The sequence below is a fragment of the Saprospira sp. CCB-QB6 genome, from assembly GCF_028464065.1.
Taxonomy (GTDB): domain Bacteria; phylum Bacteroidota; class Bacteroidia; order Chitinophagales; family Saprospiraceae; genus Saprospira.
The window spans coordinates 3,910,064-3,931,511 of sequence record NZ_CP116808.1; the positions used below are offsets into that span (position 1 = coordinate 3,910,064).

General features: G+C 43.6%; 19 protein-coding genes and 1 tRNA gene. 9 read left to right on the plus strand and 11 right to left on the minus strand.

Annotation, left to right across the window (positions count from 1 at the left end):
* The first annotated feature begins 301 nt into the window (after positions 1-301).
* The 4 genes from PPO43_RS15005 to PPO43_RS15020 all read left to right on the plus strand — a co-directional run bounded on the left by PPO43_RS15005 (position 302) and on the right by PPO43_RS15020 (position 3,451).
* Positions 302-937, plus strand: a complete 636-nt coding sequence (locus tag PPO43_RS15005) for a hypothetical protein (protein ID WP_272619265.1) — start codon at positions 302-304, stop codon at positions 935-937.
* An 81-nt stretch (positions 938-1,018) separates the two neighbouring features.
* Positions 1,019-1,456, plus strand: coding sequence for a hypothetical protein (locus PPO43_RS15010; RefSeq protein ID WP_272619267.1), 438 nt, complete (start codon positions 1,019-1,021; stop codon positions 1,454-1,456).
* Positions 1,457-1,711: 255 nt separating this feature from the next.
* Positions 1,712-2,395 (plus strand): hypothetical protein, encoded by a 684-nt coding sequence (locus PPO43_RS15015; RefSeq protein ID WP_272619269.1) that lies wholly within the window; start codon positions 1,712-1,714, stop codon positions 2,393-2,395.
* 204 nt (positions 2,396-2,599) lie between these two features.
* Positions 2,600-3,451 carry a hypothetical protein gene (locus tag PPO43_RS15020; protein WP_272619271.1) on the plus strand — a complete coding sequence of 284 codons (852 nt, stop codon included), beginning with the start codon at positions 2,600-2,602 and terminating at the stop codon, positions 3,449-3,451.
* Between the two features lie 65 nt (positions 3,452-3,516).
* Here PPO43_RS15020 and PPO43_RS15025 read toward each other — a convergent pair.
* Together PPO43_RS15025 and PPO43_RS15030 are read right to left on the minus strand one after the other, a co-directional pair.
* Positions 3,517-3,591: transfer RNA gene (locus PPO43_RS15025), tRNA-Val, on the minus strand.
* Positions 3,592-3,748: 157 nt separating this feature from the next.
* A complete protein-coding gene (locus PPO43_RS15030) occupies positions 3,749-5,491 on the minus strand; it encodes an FISUMP domain-containing protein (protein WP_272619273.1) in 1,743 nt (580 codons plus the stop codon).
* A 2,052-nt stretch (positions 5,492-7,543) separates the two neighbouring features.
* Here PPO43_RS15030 and PPO43_RS15035 point away from each other — a divergent pair.
* From PPO43_RS15035 to PPO43_RS15050, 4 genes are all read left to right on the plus strand, one after another.
* The gene (locus PPO43_RS15035) at positions 7,544-8,689 is read left to right on the plus strand and encodes a hypothetical protein (RefSeq protein ID WP_272619275.1); all 1,146 of its coding nucleotides are present in this window, start codon (positions 7,544-7,546) and stop codon (positions 8,687-8,689) included.
* Positions 8,690-8,742: 53 nt separating this feature from the next.
* Entirely contained in the window at positions 8,743-9,171 is a 429-nt protein-coding gene (locus PPO43_RS15040; RefSeq protein WP_272619277.1) for a hypothetical protein, read from the plus strand.
* A gap of 59 nt (positions 9,172-9,230) precedes the next feature.
* Entirely contained in the window at positions 9,231-10,094 is an 864-nt protein-coding gene (locus PPO43_RS15045) for a hypothetical protein (protein WP_272619279.1), read from the plus strand.
* Between the two features lie 695 nt (positions 10,095-10,789).
* Entirely contained in the window at positions 10,790-11,689 is a 900-nt protein-coding gene (locus PPO43_RS15050; RefSeq protein WP_272619281.1) for a helix-turn-helix domain-containing protein, read from the plus strand.
* 46 nt (positions 11,690-11,735) lie between these two features.
* Here the strand turns inward: PPO43_RS15050 and PPO43_RS15055 are convergent, their stop codons facing one another.
* Positions 11,736-12,194: a peroxiredoxin gene (locus PPO43_RS15055; protein ID WP_272619283.1), complete on the minus strand. Its 459-nt coding sequence runs from the start codon at positions 12,192-12,194 to the stop codon at positions 11,736-11,738.
* Between the two features lie 286 nt (positions 12,195-12,480).
* Between PPO43_RS15055 and PPO43_RS15060 the strand changes: the two genes are divergently transcribed.
* Positions 12,481-14,205, plus strand: coding sequence for a tetratricopeptide repeat protein (locus PPO43_RS15060; RefSeq protein WP_272619285.1), 1,725 nt, complete (start codon positions 12,481-12,483; stop codon positions 14,203-14,205).
* A gap of 192 nt (positions 14,206-14,397) precedes the next feature.
* On the opposite strand, the gene PPO43_RS15065 is transcribed toward PPO43_RS15060, so the two are convergent.
* From PPO43_RS15065 to PPO43_RS15100, 8 genes are all read right to left on the minus strand, one after another.
* Positions 14,398-15,291, minus strand: a complete 894-nt coding sequence (locus tag PPO43_RS15065; RefSeq protein WP_272619287.1) for an EamA family transporter — start codon at positions 15,289-15,291, stop codon at positions 14,398-14,400.
* A 78-nt stretch (positions 15,292-15,369) separates the two neighbouring features.
* Complete coding sequence (locus PPO43_RS15070; RefSeq protein WP_272619289.1) at positions 15,370-15,924, minus strand: NUDIX domain-containing protein; 555 nt, start codon at positions 15,922-15,924, stop codon at positions 15,370-15,372.
* A complete protein-coding gene (locus PPO43_RS15075; protein WP_272619291.1) occupies positions 15,925-16,623 on the minus strand; it encodes an SIR2 family NAD-dependent protein deacylase in 699 nt (232 codons plus the stop codon).
* A gap of 327 nt (positions 16,624-16,950) precedes the next feature.
* Positions 16,951-17,667 carry a DUF434 domain-containing protein gene (locus PPO43_RS15080; RefSeq protein ID WP_272619293.1) on the minus strand — a complete coding sequence of 239 codons (717 nt, stop codon included), beginning with the start codon at positions 17,665-17,667 and terminating at the stop codon, positions 16,951-16,953.
* 250 nt (positions 17,668-17,917) lie between these two features.
* Positions 17,918-18,397: an Mpo1 family 2-hydroxy fatty acid dioxygenase gene (locus tag PPO43_RS15085; RefSeq protein WP_272619295.1), complete on the minus strand. Its 480-nt coding sequence runs from the start codon at positions 18,395-18,397 to the stop codon at positions 17,918-17,920.
* 3 nt (positions 18,398-18,400) lie between these two features.
* Entirely contained in the window at positions 18,401-18,877 is a 477-nt protein-coding gene (locus PPO43_RS15090; RefSeq protein WP_272619297.1) for a TspO/MBR family protein, read from the minus strand.
* The gene (locus PPO43_RS15095) at positions 18,878-19,354 is read right to left on the minus strand and encodes a hypothetical protein (protein ID WP_272619299.1); all 477 of its coding nucleotides are present in this window, start codon (positions 19,352-19,354) and stop codon (positions 18,878-18,880) included.
* A gap of 111 nt (positions 19,355-19,465) precedes the next feature.
* Positions 19,466-21,298, minus strand: a complete 1,833-nt coding sequence (locus PPO43_RS15100; RefSeq protein WP_272619301.1) for a T9SS type A sorting domain-containing protein — start codon at positions 21,296-21,298, stop codon at positions 19,466-19,468.
* Between the last annotated feature and the right edge of the window lie 150 nt (positions 21,299-21,448).

Sequence of the window (21,448 nt, forward strand, 5' to 3'; positions counted from 1 at the left end):
TTAATTTTGTGAGGGTTAAAGTATTTATAGGCTATTGCGCAGCAATACCGCTTTTGCTTTAGGTTTCAACCTGCAGCCACAGCTAGCAGGCGGCGAAGCCGCCGCAGGCTTAGGGATGGATAGCAGTGGCCGTCAGGCCAGACCAAGGCGCTGAAAGCGCCGCAGGGCCGAGCGATCAGCGAGCTGCGACACAGCCCCGCAGGGGCGCCAGTTCGATGACCAACGGGAATACCCAGCCCGGCCCGCCCGCAGGGCGGGCAAGCCCCAGAGAATTAGTTTATTCCCTTTTTAACAAAAAACTATGAAGTACTGCCTAATTATTATCTGCTTAGTTTTTGTGATCAACAGGCATTTTGCACAATCGGAGGTCGCCGTCAATACAATGATAAATGTTGACAGTTTACTTGATGATATAGATTATGCAAGGAGAAATCTTTTAAGCGTAAAAGAGAAGGTTGCTTTGATCGATAGTTTGTTATCTAGAAAAGATGATTATCGAATTAGTAAAGGCTGGAGAGTGAGTTGTTGCCCTACTCCGGCAGAGATAAGAGCTACTAGTCATCCTGCACCTACTTTAGTAACAAAAAGTGCAGTTGCATTATATTTAATTGAATGTATAATTCAAGATAAATTTGACTACGAAGAAATATCTGATATTTGTCTAGTTTATAAAAAAAGAAACCAAAGGAACAGAATTTTTCCGGAACATTGTAGCGTATTACGCTTATATAGTGTTCAGGATATTATTAAGGATTTAGAAGTGGTAGATAGGAATAAACTTGTTAATAAAAGGCATTTTAAAAAGATATATCGTTTGTACAGAAGAGGAATTAACAAGCTCAAGAAGAAAAAGAAAACCTTAGATGAAATTAGGAGTAGGCAAAATCATCCTTTAGCAGCTAGTCGCTATGCTTGGCTGCGCGCCGATTTTGAATAATTTTAGAGAGGCTTTTTTGGGCTATCTGCGGCAAAGTTAATTTTATTATACATCAGGCTAACAGCTAAAATGATTATATAGATGAAGTATACCTTATTTGTTGTATTTGTATTTTTGTTGAGCTGTAAAAGCAGTAGGCGATTAGAAGTTTACAATAGTGATGTTATGGCAGATGAAGTGCTTTGCATAGAGAAGTTGCTAGTGGTTTCTGCATCCTTAAAGTCTACTGCAATCCTTTATGTTTATCCTGAATCGACAACTGTTACTGTTCGTAATGGAAAACGAGAGCTAAAAGGGGCAAAAATCGCTTTAGATGGGCTTAAATTTGGCCTGATGGCTTATGAATTAGACAGAAAAAGGGACAAGCAAATATGGGTATCAGATAGTATTCACAATAGTAATTTTATTGTAGACTACAGATATGGATATCTTTCTTTAAGCCATGATACTTCAGCTGTGCAGGGGCAAGAGTGCTCATGGGTTTTAAATTACCGTAACTCTATGCCTTATTTTAGATGAGGGCTTTTAGCTGCAGGGCGATATATCCATCCTACAGGCCGCGAAGCGGCCGCAGGCTTAGGGATGGATAGCAGTGGCCGCAGGCCAGACCAAGGCCGTAAGGCCGCAGGGCCGAGCGATCAGCGAGCTGCGACACAGCCCGGCCCGGCCGCAGGGCGGGCAAGCCCCCAAAAAAGTATCCTTATGAAGAGAGATCGTAAGGATCAAATTCCTTAATTTAGGAGATCTTTTACTTAAAAGACTGCGGACCATTTTATGCAAAAAATTAGCTTGATTTATTTTGGGGCTATTAGCTTGCTAGCACTCTATTGTCTTGTTTCTTGTAAGAAGAAATACCCTGAAGACCGATATTATTTAGAGAAAGTAGCTATTCGAGTAGTTGACTATCTTGGCAAAGACAGTATGGGCTGCGCTATTATAGATAATTATTTGAATGAGAGGAAAAATGACTCCTGCGGTATAGCCCTTAGGTTTTATAAAAGGTTTTATTCTGACTCAACCAATGGCACTTACATCGTTATTGGGTGTCAGCCAAAAGGTTTTTATGGAACAGAAGAAAAAATTCATAGGATATCATTACAAACGCTGTTTGATCAAAACTCTATAGATAGCTTCCTTGTAGGAAATGAAAACTTCAGTTTTGTCCATATAGAAAAAGCTGTAAACACTTCGCATACTACAGAGAGTCATCCTTGCGGCACCAATAGTTGCTCCTGTCTAGGGACAGAAGTGTTCTCAAGTTTAACTGATTTCAAAAGGAGCTATAATTCTAATTCTAAGAAAACTTGGAAAGACCTCTTGGGCAGTGAAGTTTACTTTTGGATGCCTAAGGCTGAGTTTAAAAAACTACTAGCTGATACCCATAGTACGGAAATTGAATTACGTATTGAAATGGAGGATGGCCGGGCTTTGGGTGCGAATACTGAAGTGAAAAACTAGTAGCGCCAGTTTTACAAATAGGGGACATACAGAGCCCCAGAGGCTAGCCCTAAAACAACTAGACAAAGAATATATCTGGCAGCCCGCTAAACATAAAGGCAAGGTAGTCGCCTGTCGGTTGATTTTGCCAGTGCGAATTCATTTTCTTAGAGAAAAATAAAGTGAGCTAAACTGCCCCAATTTTTTTTAATAAAACCAAGATGAATGAGCATCAGAATAACAGATCTGGATAAAAATATTTTTGGACTGCTCTTCTTTATAGCCATATTATCTGCCTGTTCTGAGAAGATGGAAAAAGAGAAGCTTATAGAACGCACTTCAGTTGCAGAATTATCTAATCTAGACTCATTTATAACTCAAGAGATAGTTTGGGCTACCACAGAAAAGGAACAGCAATACTTTGACCGATTAGCAGAGGAGCAGCTCCCTCCCTACCATATAGATACTTTGGACGAACTCTCTCTAGGGTTAAGAATTTATGTCGTACACACTCTTGGCGGAAATATACGTTTTCTTCTTTTAGAAGATGGGCTGAATCATCATTTAAGCATTCTTCCAATGAATAACTATAATTCTGCGATTAAGCAACTAAGTGGAGGAGAGAAGAATATCTATAAAGAAGTATTTGCTCTTCAAAATAAAGATATGCTTGGTCTGGAACGTTTTGTTAATCAATCGGCTGTTATTCAACAGCAAGGGCTAAGTCTGTCATTAACAGATAGTTTGTTTAGCTGCTATTTTAATTACAAAAATGATTGGGAAATTGCAGACACTTTAACTCTGAAGAGAGTTCACGATTTATCGGAATTGGAAAAAGTGAAACAGCATTTTTTTAGCTCAAGAGCCAGAGAGGATCAAGCGCTTTTTGAGTTCTTAAAGGATATGCTTTCTTTAGAGAGGGAAAAATCATTACAAATCAAATACGCTGCTGATGCTTTGAAAGCAGGGGCATTGGTCTATTATGACCAGCATTTGATACACCTTATTGTTGTTACTGAAAATAAAAATCCCCGCTTTAAGCATCGGAGGTATACGATTGACTATACTGTATTTTAGACTGCTATGACCCACACAAACAAAAAAAAAGAGTTACCGATTAAATCAGTAACTCTTTTTTGTAGTGGGCGAAGAGGGATTCGAACCCCCGACCCTCTGGGTGTAAACCAGATGCTCTGAACCAACTGAGCTATTCGCCCTTATTTTTGTGTTGCTTTCCGTTGAATGCATTGCAAATATACGGCAAGATTTTAAATCTCCAAATCTTTTTTTCTAGAAAAACTCCCCGATAATGCTTGTTTTGAGCTAACTCTAAGATTATCAGGGAGAAACTTTTTTGATTTTTTTTGAAGAAAATTATTCTTCGATCTTAATATAGCGGACCGAGAAGTAGCTGCTCTTATAAATGGCCGCTAACTGACATTGCTCGCTATTATAGGCTAAGCGAAGTCGATAAGCCAATTGCTCGCCTTTGTAGACTTCTCCAGCCCGATCAGTACTCGACCAAAAATGGCCATAATGGCCTTCTTGCCAGAGCAGTTTGCGCTCCAACTTATATTCTCCGCAGGCTAGGGCCGCAAATTGACGGCTGTCTAGCCCTTTTTTATTGACCCAGCTCGTTTGTGCCTTTAGGGCCGAGCTTTTATGATCTACCATGACCAATAGGGCCTCCCAATCACTTTTATTGGGCAAGCGCCAACCGGCAGGACAGTTTTTGACCGCCTGCTCCCAACTATATAACTGTCCACCATCGGCCAAACTAGAGGGCATGCTGTCCGCTAGGGCCAAGGCATAGTTGCGCCCCATCCAATCTTGTTTCCCAATCTTAATAACAGGATACTTTTGTCCATCTTTGGGATCGGTCCAATAAGAGGTTGTTTTTTCTGCAGAAACCTCTGGCTGGGGGAGGGGCTCCTCTGTTTTTGGCGGCTCTTCCACTTTGGGTTCCTCTACTTTGGGCTCTTCCACTTTTTCCTCTTTTTCTACCTCTCCCGATCGGTCAGGACCAATAGACGTTTCACTGCTATCGGTCGCTTTTTGAGAAAGGGTCAATTGGCCATGCTCATAAAACATGGCTTGGGCGGAGGGCGGTAAATTTTGAAAATCGACCTGGGCCGAAGCTAAGGCAAAGGCTTCGGCAGGCGTGGTACCGTTAAAGATGGCCATATAAAAAGCCTCAGAAAATAAAATGGCCTGCTGATCAGAAAGGGCATTATTGGTCCCAATAACGTAGGGAATGTATTGAGCAATCACTTTGGCCTGTGCCTCAGAGTAACAAGCATTGAGGAAAACGCAATCAATGTATTTTTGAAAGAGGCGAAAGAGTTGGGCCAAACTTGGTCCGTCGGCTAATTCTGATTCTCCAGAAGCGCCATAAAAGAGTAGGCCGTCCTCTCCACTTCCGTGGCCAGAAAAATGGACAAAGCGAGGTTTTTCTTGCAAAAGGGTCTCTAAAAGGGCCTTTTTCTGAATGTCTAAAGATAATTCCACTTCAAAGTTATCTCGATAATCAGAGCGGCGAAGCGCATTTTTAATGGCATTGATCTCAATATTGAGGTCTAAGGCCTGCGTATTTTTAGGGTTGGCCGTCAGCAAAAGCAATTTTTGTTGCTGTCCAACGGCTGTAGGCGCATTGCTGCGTTGCTGCTCAATATAAGTCACGCCCAATTCTACCCCTTCTACGGCTCTTTTCCAGGCCTCTGCGGTAGAGGACCAGCTAGGATCTAAGATAGGCAGGGCTGTTTTTTGCCCATTGGGCATGGGAAAAACGGGATAATCTGCATAGGGTTTGTGGCTATAATCACAGGCTTCCAACAAAATGGGTTGCACCCAATATTCGCGGCGTTTTTGTGCTTTTCGGGCTAGCAATTGGGCCAAAGGAGCGGCCTCCAATTGGGCATCTTCCAAATAGACGGGAGAAAGCAATAAGATCAAAATATTAACGGCCAAGTCTTTCTCTTCATAGGCCTCAAAGGGGTTTTCTTCTTGTTCCCCTACAATCTGAATTTGTCCGCTAGCCTTTAAAGGAGCCAAAAACTGCTCTAAAGTTGCCTGATGCTCCTGTTGGCTATCCACGGCCAAAATCTGTACGTTTACCATAGTTTTTTCTGCGCTTAAAGTGTGCAGCGAAACTAAGGAATTTTTGTCATAATTTAAGCGGCACCAGAAATCTAGTCTAAGCCTCTTTTTATTTCTTGTTTTGGGGCCTCCCGCAGCAAGCTGCGGGCGGTTACTCCCTTCGGTCGTCGAACTGCGGCCTAAAGGCCTTGTTGTCGTTCGGCAGCTCGCTGTTACTTGCTTCGCTGCGTCGGCTCCCGTTGGTCGGGTCGCTCGGCCCTGCGCAAAAAACAAGTTTTTGCTGGGTCTGCGGCTTTGCCGCACTGCCTACCATCGGTTACTCCCGTTGGTCGTCGAACTGCACCCTAAAGGGCTTGTTGTGGCCGCTCAACTGTCTTTTTTCTTTTGGCTTTCAGCTTCGGTAGCTGGGCGGTTTTGGGCCCATGGGCTGAAGCCCATGGTTGTAGACTATGCAAACTGGCGGGCTAAAGCCCTTGTTTGCTATAAATGATATGGGCCGATGGTTTCAACCATCGGCCCATTTTTATTGGGCTTAGTATAGCCTCTTTTGTTGCGCTGGTTTTCCACCTAGATGTATTCATGTCATATAGTTATGAGCTGATGCTTAGCAAAACTCCTAGTTAGTCGTCCTGAAATCTATGATATATGTTGTCAAAGTCATTGAATGCACTAACTAATTGCTCGTTCTAGGTTCTTTTACTGCATAGCTATCGTCCTGAACTCCATAGTATAGGTTATGGAAGTGTATAATATATGTTGCAGAAGTGTATAGTATACGTTGGGTAAGTGTACAATATAGGTTGTAAGACCCCAAAATAGACGTCCTAGAACGTCTATTTTGGGGCCCTAGACGTACCTCATAGAGTTTGGGACGTGCCCTATGGGGTTGGTAGACGTATCTGATAGAGTTCGGGACGTACCCTATGGGGTTGATGGACGTATCTGATAGAGTTTGGGACGTACCCTATGGGGTTGATGGACGTATCTGATAGAGTTTGGGACGTACCCTATGGGGTTGATGGACGTATCTGATAGAGTTTGGGACGTACCCTATGGGGTTGATGGACGTATCTGATAGAGTTTGGGACGTACCCTATGGGGTTGATGGACGTATCTGATAGAGTTTGGGACGTACCCTATGGGGTTGATGGACGTATCTGATAGAGTTTGGGACGTACCCTGTGGGGTTGATGGACGTATCTGATAGAGTTCGGGACGTACCCTGTGGGGTTTTAGGACCTATACAATGCAGTTCCAGATGCCTATAAAGCAGTAGAAGAGCTCTAGCTTGGGCTAAACAAGCGGCCTCTTCTGCTTTTTAAGCTATAAAATACGGTAAAGAAGGGCTATTTTGGCGTTGTTGGACCCAACATATACCTTAGAGGACCCCTATTTTGGGCTTGTGGAACTTCATAGTTATACTTTGTTAGTCCCCCAGCTTTTTCTTGGGGTTTTGAAAAAAGGAAAAGATAAATAAAGCGTCTTTTAGCGGCTGGGCGGTTTTGGGCCTATGGGCTGAAGCCCATGCTTGTAGGGCTATGTAAAGAGTGGACTAAAGCCCTTGTTTGCTATAAATGATATGGGCCGATGGTTTTAACCTTCGGCTCATTTTTATTGCGTTTAGTATGGCCGCTTTTGTTGCTGTGGGTTTTAACCCACTGGGATATACATCCATCCTACAGGCCCGAAGGGCCGCAGGCCTAGGGGCCTGTAAGGGTGCCGCGTAGCGGCAGACCAAGGGCGCAGCCCGCGGGGCCGAGCAGCCCTGCGAGCCCTGAAAGGGCCCGGCCGCCGTAGGCGGCAGGCCCCAAAAAAAAACAGCAGTAAGAAATTTGATATTAGAAATTGGCGCCAAAATGGGCCGCTTGAGCATCTGTTGAAACAGAATATAACTTTAGCTAAGGTAATTAGGGGCAAATGAAAAATATATTGTATATAATTGTAATCTTTTTTATTTCTGCTTGTATGCCGCAGGGACCAACAGAGCTGTCTTATGCGGTATATTTACTGCCGGTGCATGGGCTCCAAGGCTGAGGTTTTGCGCTGAGGATTAAATTTATAGAACTAAAGATCATGAAGGGAAGAATAGCAAGTAATTTTATAATTTTTATCGCATTGCTGTGGCTAATATCTTGTGAGCAGAAAGCTCCAGAAAAGAAAGCTATAGAAAGGAAATCGCCCAGCTTGGCGCTTGTTAGAGATACCACAATTTATATTGGGGAAAATAAGAGTTGGTCAGGCCTTTACAGGGCTTATCGAATGAGACAAAGTTATGCAGAAGGTTTAGGGATACAGCTTTCAAGAGAAAAGGGCGTCTTATTAGTAAATAGAAAAGATACTGTTGAGCGTATTTACTTTCCTATCGTAAAGAGGCATCATCTAGATGATTATGTATGGAAAGAAGATTATATTTATAGCCTGAGTCGGACTAAGATGTTTGAAGGAAAAAATAAGGGGGGGAGCATCATGTACTTTAACAAATGGGATCGGCAAACAGAAAGCCATCAGTTTAAAGAGATCTTTAGAGGAAATTATATACATACAGCCTACATGATCGATCTACCTTCGGCTGGCTTTGCTGTAGTTTTCAATTTGAATCAAAAAATTATTGTTCTTTTTCTTGATGCAGATGGGAAAGAACAAAAGCGTTATGAATCAGAGAATATAGGTATAGAGGGCGAGGGTGGATTGTCTATTCTTCAGCTTGAAAGAATGGCCGATGGTGGGATTGTGTTGGCTGTTGAAGTGCATTCGTTTTACGAGCAGCCTACTAAAATAATTTTGAAAAAGTTAAAAGATGGAGAGTTGCTTTGGACCAAAAGCTTTGAGGGGTTTACAGATAGAACTTGCAATTACCCTTCTACACAATTCTATTTTACTGATTCCAGCTTTATTTTGTTAGGGAAACATTATAACGCTTTACATTTAGATGCAGATGGGGAGCTTATCGCTGAATATGCAGGTCAGTTAGAGGCTTGTGGGGACTGCTATTTTTTAAAAGAGGAAAAGAAAAAGATCTATCTCTTTTGTAAGGAGGACGAGCAAGCTTATTTAGTAGAAGTTAATCAGCTAGGAGGGGCTAGAAAGTGGCCTGTGAAAGGCCGATTTTATAATGGTTTTCGCCTATTTGAAAATGGTAAAAAAGGCAGTTGGACCTTAGCCAATCGGGGCGATGATAGTGTGCGACTCATAGATTATCAGTGGATTTCAGGCGATTGAGCCCTAGACCAATCCCAAATGGAGTCAGTCCATTGATTCAAAATAATTTTTTAATGAAGAGGATTAAGTTTATACACATTGTTTTTTTTGTCCTTTTAGGAGGCTGTTCTAATTCTAACTGTACTACTGATAACCCAGGTTATTTATGTTCAAATTTTGATCAAAAAAATATGGACTTATTTAGATGTTCTCTTGAAAGGGTCGATAGTTTATGGAATGGCTTTACTGAGGTAGAAAAATCTAATGTAGTTAAGTCTTTAATTAAAAGAATTCGACTATATCAAAGAGATGCGACATTGAGGGAGCACTTAATATATGCCGATGATATGGATGATTTTTACGAGGAGCAGTTAGTTCTTATAGGAGAAATATCCTCTTTTCTTAAGGAGAAGAAAAAGTGGTATTTTTTGATCGAAGAGGCAAGAGATAAAGAGGATAATGCTTATGCTTTGATTGTGTTTGAAAAAATTTTGTCAGATTGATTTTATAGTTTAGGGATACTCAATAATCTAAAGGTGTTGTGAATACTAAGGGTCAGAAAATGAGATTGTTAAATGTATTTATGCTGTTCTTGGCTCTTAGCTGTAGTGCCAGTAAAGAAGATGCAGGAAATACTACGAAAAGTAATCTTTTTGTAGAACAAAAAATAGATAGTGTTTTATCGAATGTATTGTGGTGTTGTGATAGTGAAGTGGAAGAAAGGCACTTAAAGTCATTAACTTTAGCAGGAGAAAAGCCATATCTAATAGAAGAAAAGCTAAGCTTATATTCACTTGGCTTGGAGCTATACAAGATTAGATCTATTTTTTCTGCTTATAATCGCTTTTTTATTTTAAGGGATTTGAGCAGCAATGCATTTTTTCTTATGCCAGCTAAAGCCTCAAACGAAGATTCGAGAATGCATTATTCACATTGGAAAAGTCCTTATCATAATTTGTACTATTTTTCAAATCATGATTTTCATCATTTTGAAGACTTTTTGAATGCTTCAGAATTTATTTCTAATCAGGGATTAGACTTGGAAGGAGTAGATAGTTTGTTAATTCAACATCTCTCTTTTAGAGGGCAGGGAAATTATGATGGGCCTAAATATATTAGTAATATTACTACAGAAGACCAGCTTGTCAATAGCCTTAGAACATATGAAGAAAGGCATCTATTAAAAGTTAGCGATCAAGAATTTGATAACTATAAAGAACATCTAAAAATGACTAGTTCTTTTTTGCAAGATGTGTTTGCTGTAAATAGCCTTAGCTCTAATGAACGACGTATTTCGTGTTTTCAGTGGCTGGTTCAGAATGGAGGAAAAGCTAGGATAATCTTTGATGGCTATCTATTTCATATTTTATTTGTGTATAAAGAAAAGTATACGCAAAAATACTGTTTAGAATATTTAGCTGTATAGCTGTTTGTCTGCCCTAGTAGCTCTATCTACATTGATTTGTAGTTTGGGCCTCCCGCCTTCGGCGGGCGCTACGTTCGGCAGCTCGCTGTTACTTGCTTCGCTGCGTCGGCTCCCGTTGGTCGGGTCGCTCGGCCCTGCGCAAAAAACAAGTTTTTTGCTTGGTCTGCGGCTGTGCCGCACTGCCTACCATCGCTAGGCCGCTCAACGGTCTTTTTTCTTTTGGCTGTTTTCTTCGGCGGTTCGTCAGTTTTGGGCCATGGGCTAAAGCCCTTGTTTGCTGTTTATTACAACTTATTATGGGCCGATGGTTTTAACCTTCGGCTCATTTTTATTGCGCTTGGTATGGCCGCTTTTGTTGCTGTGGGTTTTAACCCACTGGGATATACATCCATCCTACAGGCCCGAAGGGCCGCAGGCCTAGGGGCCTGCAAGGGTGCCGCGTAGCGGCAGACCAAGGGCGCAGCCCGCAGGGCCGAGCAGCCCTGCGAGCCCTGCAAGGGCCCGGCCGCCGCAGGCGGCAGGCCCCAAAAAAACTGCATCCTGATTAGTAGGAATTTGATTCGTTCTGCCAGTTTTCTAGATTCATTTTTGCTGCAGACCTGAAAAAGGGTTTTCTGTGCTAATTTCCGAGATTTCTGTTTTTCTCTTCTTCTTTTTTGTTCGACCTTAGTGAAGTATTCAAAAATAACTGTCTGATGATTATAGAAATAGATTCTGTTAGCCAACTGCATGCAATGGCTGGCTTGCCTGCCCCTCAGCATCCACTTATCTCTGTGGTAGACCTTAGTGAAGTAGAAATCGGAGAGGAGTTGCTGGCACAAAAATTCTGTTTGCAGCTCTATAGTATTGCGCTCAAAGATGGGGGGTGTGGGATGGATTATGGCCGAAATAGCTACGATTTTTCAGAGGGGGTGCTTTTATTTACTGCGGCTGGACAAACGAGCAGTATGCATGAAAGTCAGAAAAAAGGAGAACGAACGGGCTGGATGATTTTCTTTCATCCAGATCTTATCCGCAACAAACAGTTGGGCCAAAAAATAGATGATTACCACTTTTTCTCTTATGAGGTGCATGAGGCTTTACATCTTTCTGCGGCGGAACAAAATATCTTAAATCGATGTGCTGACTTAATCCAAGAAGAATTGGAAGGTAGAATAGATGACCATAGCCAAGACGTGATTGTGGACCATTTGCAATTATTATTGACTTATAGTCAGCGCTATTATCAACGGCAATTTAATACTCGTTCGGCCCAAAATAGCGATCTGCTCAGCCGCTTTGAGCAGTTATTAAAGACGTATTATCAAGAGGGCCGATTTGCAGAAGAGGGCCAGCCGGCAGTCAGTTACTTTGCTTCTGAATTGCAGCTCTCGGCCAACTATTTAAGCGATCTAATCAAAAAAGAAACAGGTTATGGGGTGAAGGAAAAAATACAGCAATTTGTATTAGACAAAGCTAAGCTACTTTTACTCCAATCGGAACTCAATATCAGTGAATTAGCCTATCAGTTGGGCTATAATTATCCGCATTATTTTAGCCGAATGTTTAAGGCCAAAACGGGGGTGAGCCCCAACCAATACCGAAAGCTAGCATAAGCAAAAAGAGAAGGAGCAAACAGTTTACTGTTTGCTCCTTTGGCGTTTAAGCCTCTTTTTTTAAGCTTTCTAAGGCCTCTTCAATATGCTGAACCGCATTAAATTGCGAACTAAATTCATGAATCAACTTGCCCTCGGCATTAAATATATAAGTTACACGGCCAGGTAAAAGGCCAAATAAGCTGCCTGGGACACCAAACTTTTTGCGTAACTCCTTTTTGCTATCACTAAGCAAGCGGAAGGGTAAGCGGTGCTTGCTGGCAAATTTCTTGTGCTTTTCTGGTCCATCAGCACTAACGCCAACTACTTTTGCCCCTAAGTCAGTAAAGACCTCAAATTGATCTCTAAATGCACAGGCTTCTGCTGTGCAGCCAGGCGTATCGTCTTTGGGATAAAAATAGAGGACCAATGCTTGGCCCAAAAAGTCTTGTTCTGTGAGCCACTGCCCATCTTGGTCCTGCAAACGAAAAGCAGGTAAGGCATCGCCTAAAGTCATTTTACTCATGGTATTAGAATTTGTTGATTTTGTCGCATAACAAGATCTAATGCTTTTTTGTTGAACGCTTAATTTATATTTAGGGACTATTTTTTGTCAGGCTTTGTTTTGGGCTAAGTAGAATAGTTTTAAATTTTGTTCATAAAAATAAGTAAATCAACTAATTAGCTGTAATTCTACCTATGCAGACTGCCTAATTTTATGAAAAAGGACTAAAGGCCAACAACAGAACAGGAAAAACTGCGTATTTTAGATAACTCCCCAGTTCCCGCCCCGCCACTCAAAACCAAATGCCATGATGCCCAAGTTGCTCCTAATTAGTTTGTTATTGTTTAGCGGAACGCTATTGGCCCAAAACAAGGCGGCCATCAAGGCCTATAATTCGGCCCTACAATATTATCAAAGTCGAGATTATGAAACGGCAGCTCCTCTTTTTAAGCAGGCCATTCAGGAATCTCCAGACTTTTACTACGCACATCGCAGCTTAATCAGTTGTTATGAACAGCTGGAAGAACTAGAAAAGGCAGAAGCTGCTTACTTGGAGGCCCTAAAAGTGGCCCCACATGATTTTGATTTACATTTCAATTTGTCGCAAACCTATATTCAATTACAGAAATGGGGAGAGGCGAAAAAAGAATTGGAACATAGTCTGCAAATTTCTCCTACAGATGGAAAAGCCTTGAAGTCTTTGGAGCAAATAGAGCGCTATTTGGCCAAAGAAGAAGCCCCAAAAAGAGAGTTGTTTATAGAAGAAGAGCGCAGTAGCCCTTCGGATAAGGCCTATAATGCGGCTTTGGCGCTTTATCGAGAGCAAAAGTATCAAGAGGCGCGCAGCAAACTGCAATCTTTTATGGGCCAAATTACCCAAGCCGATTTCTATTATCTTTCGGCCCTTTGCGAGCAGCAGCTAGGCGAAAGAGCGGCTGCTATTGCACAATATGAAGCGGCTTTGGCTCTAGATGATCGCCATTTTAATAGCAATTATAATTTGGGAATTCTCTACTACAATGATGAGAATTATGAAGAAGCCGAAGCCCTGCTAGAAACCGCCTACCAAAAGCAACCCAAGAAAAAAGAACTTGCCAAGCATTTGGCCCTGAGCTATTATTTGGGCAATAATATGAGCAAGGCCGAGCCCCTTTTGGCTGAACTTGCACCCAAATTGCAATCAGCGGAGTTGTATTATTATTGGTCCAAAAGCCTAGATCAATTGGGCCGAAATAAGGAAAGCCAAAAAGCTTTGGCGAAGGCTAAACAGCTAGATAAGAGCGGCGATCTTCAGCTAGATATCCAAAATGATTTGGCTGAATACGGACAACTCGCTAGCGAATATCGCCAAAATGGAAATTACCAAAAAGCAATTGAGGTTTTAGAAGAAGCTATTGCCAAGCATTCTGAAGAAGCAGCCCTGCACTTTAATTTGGGCCTCAACTACCTAGAAGTGGGCAATAGCATGAAGGCCCAAAAAGAATTTGCCAAAACCGTAGAGCTGGCACCTAGCCATGCCAAAGCTTATTCTGCATTAGGCGATATTCATTATCAGGCAGAGAAGTATAGCGAGGCTGCTGCTTATTTTAAGGCTTGTATCGAGGCAGGGATGCAGGATGCGTATAGCTATTATCAACTAGGAAGCAGTTTGTATAAGCTCAATCGCTTTCAAGAATCTGCCGAAAGTTTTGAGCAAGCTATTGCTAAAAATCCCAAAGAGAAACAATTTTACTTTGCCTTGGGCTTGAGCTATTTGCGCCAAAAGAAAAATGATCTTTCGATCCAAAACTTTGAAAAAGCCTTGAGCTTAGACCCCTATTTTATTGATGCTCAATATCATATTTGCGTCAATTATATTGAGACCAACCGCTTTTTAGATGCTATAGCCGAGGCCGAAAAAATTGTCGAAAAGGATCCCAAATTTGCTAAGGCTTATTTGACTTTGGCTCATAGCCACAAGCGTTTGGGCAATTTGGCCGAAGCCGATAAATATAGAAAACAAGCTATTCGCCTAGATCCTTCTTTACGTTAATTGGCGTTCTACAGGCCCGAAGGGCCGCAGGCTGAGGGATGGGAGCAGGGCCGCCAAAGGCGGCAGACCTAGCGGGCAGCGCCCGCGCAGGGCCGAGCGAGTAGCGAGCTGCGGACAGCCCGACCCGAAGGGGCAGCCCCAAAAAAAGAAAAAGCGAAAACGAACTAGAGCCCGTTTTCGCTTCTTTATGATCTAAGCCTTCGATTTCTTGGGCCAGTTGATCCAAAAAACAGCGGCTAGAATTAAGCCAACGCCCAACCATTGTAGGTTGCCCACCTGCTCATTGAGCAAAACATAGGCAAATAAGATAGAGACGGGGATTTCCATGGAAGCGATGATGCTGCCCAAGCCCGTGCCCGTAATAGGCATGCCCTCGTTGAGTAAAATAGGAGGGAGGACGGTCCCGAAAACGGCAATGAGCAGCCCCCAGCTAGCAAAATCGGCCCAACCAAAATTGTCGATTAGACTGAGGTTCCAGAACAAAAGCGTGATGATCAAACCGCCCCAAACCATAAAATAGCTGCGCTCCAAATTGGGGAGGCGCAAAACTACGCGGTTGGAAGAATAGAGGGTGACGGTATAACTAGAAGCGGCGGCCAAACCAAAGGCCAAACCGCGCCAATCTAGGCTTAGCGATTCCTCTTGGCCCAAAATACCCGTGGCTAAAAAGGTCCCGACCAAAACGATAGCCGCAGCAATAATTTTGATAAGAGGAGGGAATTTTCGCTCCAGTACAGATTCTAACAGAATGCCCATCCAGATGGCTTGCATCAGCAAAATGATGCCCACCGAAACGGGAATGTATTGGATAGCCAAATAATAAAAGGTACTGGTCAGGCCCATAGCAGTACCAGCCAACAACAACTGCCCTTTTTCCTGCAGGCTAGCGGGCGCTACGGCCTTTTTGGCCTTGCCGCCAAAGAGCAAGCGCAAAATAAAGAGGATCAGAATGCCCCAAACAAATTGACCCAAGGTCAAATTGCCAATATGTCCGCCATTATTGGTGGCCATTTTTACAAAAGTGGCTAAAACGCCATAGCTGCAGGCCCCTGCGGCCACCAGCAAAATTCCTTTCAATTGTCCCATGAAGTATGCTAAAAAAGGTCATAAAAAAGCCCCTTGGTCCAAGAAGGGCCAAAGGGCGCACAAAATAGATAAATCTATTTACAACTCATTCCGATCCATTAAAATTTTTAGCTTGAAGAGGGCCGCTTGCGAAATGACATCCGTAATTTCATCTTTTAGGGCCATTTCAATGGCTTGAGCTAAAGGTAGGCGCCAAAGTCGAAGTTCTTCGCTGCTTTCGGGCTGGGCCTGACCTTGGCTGAGTTCTTGGGCCAAATAGACAATGCCCGATTCATCCGTGACGGAATTAGAGGTATGCAGTTGCAATAAGGGCCGCCATTTTTTTGCCCGCAGGCCCGTTTCCTCCAATAGTTCTCTTTGGGCAGCCGCCAAGGGCGATTCTGCTTTTGGACAGCCCCCTTCGGGAATTTCCCAGCTATAGGCCGAAAGCGGGTAGCGATATTGGCCCACCAAATAAGTGTAGCCCTCGGCATCTATCGGAATTACGCCCACCGCAATATTCTTAAAATGAACGACCCCATAAATGCCGGCTTTGCCGCTAGGATCCAAAACTTGGTCTTCCTCCAGCTCAATCCAGGGATTGCTATATATTTTTTTGCGAGACAAAAAAGTCCAGGGATTTTTCTCTTCCATTTATCCGTATTTTTCAATCAGTTCTGCCACCAAAGCAGGCAGGCCTGTTGTGGCGGGCTCTGCCAAGACTTTCAAATTGTCTAAATGAGGTAGTTGGGCGGGATTGGGATCTACATAAAATTTGGGCGAAGCTTGAGGAACATAATGAATCAAACCCGCTGCGGGATAGACCTGCATAGAGGTCCCTACCACAATAAAAATATCGGCTAATTCTGCCCAAGCAGCAGCTACGCCCAGCATCGGAACATCTTCTCCAAACCAAACGATATGCGGCCGCCATTGTCCTCCTTTTGGGCAAGTTTGGCCCAATAAAATATCTTCTTTACAAGGCTGAATATTTTCGGGATCTAGGCTAGAGCGCTTCTTAAACAGCTCGCCATGCAAATGCAAAATCCGATTGCTGCCTGCCCGCTCATGCAAATCGTCCACATTTTGGGTAATCACGGCCACCTCAAAATGCTCTTCTAAAGCCTTTAGTGCCAAATGCCCCGCATTGGGCGCCACCTCATGCAATTGCGCCCGTCTCTGGTTATAAAAATCGAGGACCAAAGCCGGGTTTTGGGCAAAACCCTCCGGGCTAGCCACCTGCATCACATCATGCCCCTCCCAAAGTCCATTAGCATCCCGAAAAGTTTGTATGCCCGATTCGGTGCTAATTCCTGCACCCGTCAAAATGACTACTTTCAATTTTTTTGACATCTGTTTTTTAGATTTATTTTTTGGGGCTGCCCCTTCGGGTCGGGCTGTTTCGCAGCTCGCTATTCGCTCGGCCCTGCGCAAAAATTCGCTTTGCTCATTTTGCTTGGTCTGGCCCTATGGGCCACTGCTGTCCATCCCTCAGCCGGTCGTCGCTTCGCTCCTTTTGGACCTATCTGCTGTAAAAATGGCCCTTCAAATGTTAAAGTTGGGAAAAAAAGTGACAGGGATTTGTGGATTAAAATCTAATCCTTACATTTGTATTGTCTTTGTGTTTATTTGTTTGGGTTTTTAGGGGAGGCTGTTCCGAATAGGAGCAGCCTCTTTTTTTTATGCCATTTCGTAAAGGCTAATTAATTCAGCATCAGGGACATAGTTTCGGACCAAATAGCTCATGAAATTAAATGAGCGATCTACGCGGTCCAAAATCCAGGCATCGGAGCTAGCGGTAAGCTGGTTTAATTCCACCAATTCTTTGTCCGGATTGAAGGCCAATGTTACTTCCCAAGGCCAGTTATTTTCTTGGGCCATTTGCAGCATTTCTTGTTTAAGTTTGCCAGAGTTAGAAATTGGGCGATCAAAAATCCAATGTGCTTTTTCCACTTCTAGTTCAAGAAGGGCTTGGCCCATGATTTCTATAGCCTTTTGGGTTTCCATTACTTTTTTGTAGCTGCCGTGTACGGAGGCCAAATCTCGGATTTGTCCGTCCTCACATTCTAACAAATAGCCTTTAGAGAGGGCGGCTTCCATGCCGATCAGTAAATTATAGCCATCAATATAAAGGGTTTCGCCGGCCAGCATTTCGGCAGGGATTTGTTTATTGAGGCGATTGGCTTGAGCTTCTTGGCCAGAGCTCATGAGGAGCAGGGCCTTTTTTTGTCTTTTGCGGAGACGGTAGCGATTGCCTACGAGTTCGGAGGCTGATTTTTCGGCATAGCCGCGGTCCAATAAAAAGGAGAGATCCCGAACGGCCTCTTGTAGGCTCCAGAGTTGGGTTTGTTGTCCAAATAACTGTTTATCCTGAGGGTGTTTTCCTCTATGTTTCATTTTCTTATTTCAAGGGGTTATATAAAAAGTGGGGGGAATAGTTGGGCGCCCGCAGGGCGTTTTTCTTGCGGAGCAACTTTCATTTGGCCACAACAAGCCCTTTAGGGCGCAGTTCGACGACCAAAGGGAGTAACCGATGTGGAACAGTGGCCGAAGGCCAGACCAAGGCGCTTTGCGCCGGAGGGCCGAGCAACCCGACCAACGGGAGCCGACGTAGCGCCCGCAGCAAAGCTGCGGGAGGCCTCAAACCTTAATACTTAATACCGACCGACTTATAGATAAAGTGTAGCAGCCAGGCGGGGCCCACTAATAAAAACTGAAGATCTTCGATAAAAGAGGGTTTGGCGCCTTCAATTTTGTGGCCGATAAACTGGCCGATCCAGGCGATAAAGAAGATGCCAAAGGCCAGCCAACCGTAGGCGATGCCCCAGCTAGCGCTGGCTTGGGCCAGATAATGGTTGCCGTATAAAAGGCCTAGGCCGATGGGCACAAAGCCGATAAACATGGGGATAGAGAGGCGTATATAGTAGATAAAAGTGAGGCCGACTAAGAGGCTGGCCCAATTGAGGAGGGGCGAGGGGGCGCTTCCAAAAAAGGGAATACTGTAGAGCAGTCCCATTAGGCTAAACATGATACTGGGCACGCAAATCCAGTGAATAATTTTGTTTGTTGCATTTTGGTGGCTTTCGCCATATTTGTTTAGCAGAGAGTCAATCAGTCGTTGAGGCATATTTTAGCTATTGAGGAGGTAAATACTGGCATTGAGGAGGGCGGCAAAGCTGACCCAAGCCAGGTAGGGGAATAGGAGGTAGGCGGCTCTAGTTTGTAGGGCCCAAAATAGGCGGATGCAATAAAAAATGCAGGCCCAAAGCAGGGCAATTTCGATTAGAGCGGCGGCGGGAGATTGGGCAAAAAAGAAGAGAAAGGACCAGAGTCCGTTTAGGCCCAATTGGAGGAGGAAAAAAAAACGAGCCTTTTGGGTGGGTTTATTCTTTTGGCCTTCTATATCGGCCCAGGCGATTGCCATGAGGGTGTAGAGTAGGGTCCAGACGGGGCCAAAAAGGTAATTTGGGGGATTAAAGCTGGGTTTTTGGAGTTGAGGATACCACTCGCTCAGGCCTTGGGCGGTTGCCCAGCCCCCTAGGGCCGCTACTCCAAAACAGAGGAGTAGGGCCAAAAGTAGACGTTGCCAAAAGGACCAAGCTTTCATTTAGACTTGACGTATTTTTAGTTCTTCATAATAGGCGCCCCAGTAGGCATCTTTATGGGCTTGGGCATCTTCCAAGCTATCAAAGATGAGGGCTTTCATGGGGAGGCTACTATAATTGTATTTTCCCATGAGGTATTCTTCTTCGGTTCCGTTGAGGCGATAGAGGACAAAGCCGGGGCGTTTGAAGCGGTAGACCATTTCCTCCATTTCGCGCATTCTTTTGTGCAGGGGATCTTCGGTAGAGATCGTTTCATCTTGGATGGTGGCCAGTGAAATGCGAATTTCTTCGCTGCTTTCCTTTTTGATGACCACTTCTTCTGTTGCTCTTGGCGTTTCGGGGGCTGTGGCCTTACCAGCTTGATAGCCATCAAAGTAAATTTGTTCTAAGATGGGGATTAGGACTTCCGGGGCCATTTGGGCCAAGGCGAGCAAATCAATTTCTTGCTGGCCAATTTTTAGTTGATGATCTTTCTTCATTAGGATTTTATACTGGTTAATCCATTAAACTAAGCTTTTTGTTTAAAAAATGGATCATTTGGGGCATAAAAAAAGCCAGTCCGAAGACTGGCTTATATTGCTAATTATTTTTTATGGTTTGATTAGGCGCAAATTGCGGACTATACCATTTTGTTCTAAGCGGATAATATATTGACCTGCGGGCCAGTCACTAATAGTTAAACGCAGGTTTTGCCCATTTTGTTGAAAGTGTACAGGAATCGCTTGTCCTAAGCTATTAAAGGCTTGTATTTGGGCATTGTCTAGGCTTTGGGAGCTGCTAATTTCTGCCCAATCTTTGGCGGGGTTGGGGAAAAGTGTGAGTGCTGCTTGCTCGCTTTCTACAAAAAGTGTTTTTATAGCAGAGAAGCTATAGCTACCATCTTCTTCCCAGATTTTGAGGCGGAAATAATGTTGGCCAGCAGTTAGCTCTTCTTGTAGGTAGTTATAGTTTTGAGTTTCGTTTTGGTTGCGGGCGGCAATTAGGGTTTCGCTTTGCCAATCTAGGCCGTCTAGGCTGTGTAGTAGCTCAAACTCTAAAAGGTTTTCTTCTTGGGCTGTTTGCCAAGTCCATTGAGCGTTTTTCTTTTCTGTTTGATTGACCTCAAAATGAACTAAATCTAGAGGGAGAGGTGTAATTGATTCATTTATAGAGCCTAATGTTACAATGTCGCCATCTTGTAGATCAATTGTAGCAAATAAAATTTGTGTAGCGCCAACAGGAGTACCCATACGAACGGGGACATCATTATCGGCAAAACCGTCGCCATCGCGGTCAATCAAAAGGCGAAGATCGGTAAGGTCAAAGCGATTGAATTGGGCTACGTCAAAGATAATATCTACTGGTCCTAAGTCGCCAGTTTCTTGTACGCGCCAGCTTCTGTTGAGGCGAGCTTCGATAATTGTTCCATCTACATCGGTGGTGTTATTGGTACTGATATCGCCATTATTGTGGCCCCAAAGCAGAAACTCGCCATCCTCCATATTTAAGGGATTGTTGATGCGGATAAAGGAAGAACCTTGGGCATCGTCATGTAGGTTATTGGCGTCATCTCGGCCGATGCCGGCTACTTCGTGGCCATAAGTGCTTTTAAAGCTGAAGTAATCGCGGGCAATATTCATATTATATTTGGCGGCCAGGTAATTTTCGACGATAACTCTTTGGGCAGAATTGAGGGCGTAATTATACTGGATAAGTTCGGCATATTCGCCGCCAAAGTAGGTCCCGTAGTCTACATTTAGAGCGCCTAAACAGAGATCTTGGTTACTATTGGGAAGGGTCGTAGAGCTTTCGGAGGCCGTGCGAATCAGCTGTCCACGCTCATAAATCTTACTTCTTTGGTTGCTAGCGAGGTTCCCATCAAAGAGTAAAGTAGGCATATAATTAACGCCATTTGTAAAGCTGTTGCTAGTGGCAAAGCGGTTATTTTGTGTATGGACATCGGCATTTAGTTGTTGGCCGCTCCAGAAGAAAAAGGTATAGGCGTATTCAACATTGACAGTATAAGTAATGCGTTTGCCAAAAATACCGCGGGGGGTGCCGTCGATATTATTGCCGCGAACAACAGAAAAGTAAGTAAGGCCATTGCTGCCATCTAAGATATCGGCATCATTGACAATCATTTGGTCGTTGGCTCCATCAAATAGAAGGGCGGGTTGGCCATTGATATTTGAGTTGCTAACATAAGTGGGTTGGCGGCCTGCTACGCTATGGCGAGCATGGTTGGCATTGCCACTTTGGTCGGGCCAAAAGCTAATTGGGGTACCATCGGCAACTGCTGGAATGGCATCGGCGGCTAGCCAAAGACCATTATTGCTGCTATTGCCTACACCGGCGGGGCCAAATTGAGCATGAAGAAGTTGTTGGGCAAAAAGTAAAGTTAGAAGTAGGTAAAATTTCTTATTCATCATTGTTATTAGTTTCATACATTTGGTAAGACACTAGAGGGGGACAAGCGTCACAAAATGAACGGAAAAAATCATACGAATGTATAAAGCTAAAATAACCGTAAAACGCACTTATATTTTATGTGTTGATCTCTGAGTGAAATTATTTGAGGGCTTTATTATTAAAGC

Coding starts and splice junctions, on each gene's coding strand:
- PPO43_RS15005 (WP_272619265.1), top strand. CDS start 302: ATGAAGTACTGCCTAATTATTATCTGCTTAGTTTTTGTGATCAACAGG.
- PPO43_RS15055 (WP_272619283.1), bottom strand. CDS start 12,194: ATGAGTAAAATGACTTTAGGCGATGCCTTACCTGCTTTTCGTTTGCAG.
- PPO43_RS15010 (WP_272619267.1), top strand. CDS start 1,019: ATGAAGTATACCTTATTTGTTGTATTTGTATTTTTGTTGAGCTGTAAA.
- PPO43_RS15060 (WP_272619285.1), top strand. CDS start 12,481: ATGATGCCCAAGTTGCTCCTAATTAGTTTGTTATTGTTTAGCGGAACG.
- PPO43_RS15020 (WP_272619271.1), top strand. CDS start 2,600: ATGAGCATCAGAATAACAGATCTGGATAAAAATATTTTTGGACTGCTC.
- PPO43_RS15085 (WP_272619295.1), bottom strand. CDS start 18,397: ATGCCTCAACGACTGATTGACTCTCTGCTAAACAAATATGGCGAAAGC.
- PPO43_RS15045 (WP_272619279.1), top strand. CDS start 9,231: ATGAGATTGTTAAATGTATTTATGCTGTTCTTGGCTCTTAGCTGTAGT.
- PPO43_RS15095 (WP_272619299.1), bottom strand. CDS start 19,354: ATGAAGAAAGATCATCAACTAAAAATTGGCCAGCAAGAAATTGATTTG.
- PPO43_RS15075 (WP_272619291.1), bottom strand. CDS start 16,623: ATGTCAAAAAAATTGAAAGTAGTCATTTTGACGGGTGCAGGAATTAGC.
- PPO43_RS15040 (WP_272619277.1), top strand. CDS start 8,743: ATGAAGAGGATTAAGTTTATACACATTGTTTTTTTTGTCCTTTTAGGA.
- PPO43_RS15065 (WP_272619287.1), bottom strand. CDS start 15,291: ATGGGACAATTGAAAGGAATTTTGCTGGTGGCCGCAGGGGCCTGCAGC.
- PPO43_RS15035 (WP_272619275.1), top strand. CDS start 7,544: ATGAAGGGAAGAATAGCAAGTAATTTTATAATTTTTATCGCATTGCTG.
- PPO43_RS15070 (WP_272619289.1), bottom strand. CDS start 15,924: ATGGAAGAGAAAAATCCCTGGACTTTTTTGTCTCGCAAAAAAATATAT.
- PPO43_RS15090 (WP_272619297.1), bottom strand. CDS start 18,877: ATGAAAGCTTGGTCCTTTTGGCAACGTCTACTTTTGGCCCTACTCCTC.
- PPO43_RS15030 (WP_272619273.1), bottom strand. CDS start 5,491: ATGGTAAACGTACAGATTTTGGCCGTGGATAGCCAACAGGAGCATCAG.
- PPO43_RS15100 (WP_272619301.1), bottom strand. CDS start 21,298: ATGAAACTAATAACAATGATGAATAAGAAATTTTACCTACTTCTAACT.
- PPO43_RS15080 (WP_272619293.1), bottom strand. CDS start 17,667: ATGAAACATAGAGGAAAACACCCTCAGGATAAACAGTTATTTGGACAA.
- PPO43_RS15050 (WP_272619281.1), top strand. CDS start 10,790: ATGATTATAGAAATAGATTCTGTTAGCCAACTGCATGCAATGGCTGGC.
- PPO43_RS15015 (WP_272619269.1), top strand. CDS start 1,712: ATGCAAAAAATTAGCTTGATTTATTTTGGGGCTATTAGCTTGCTAGCA.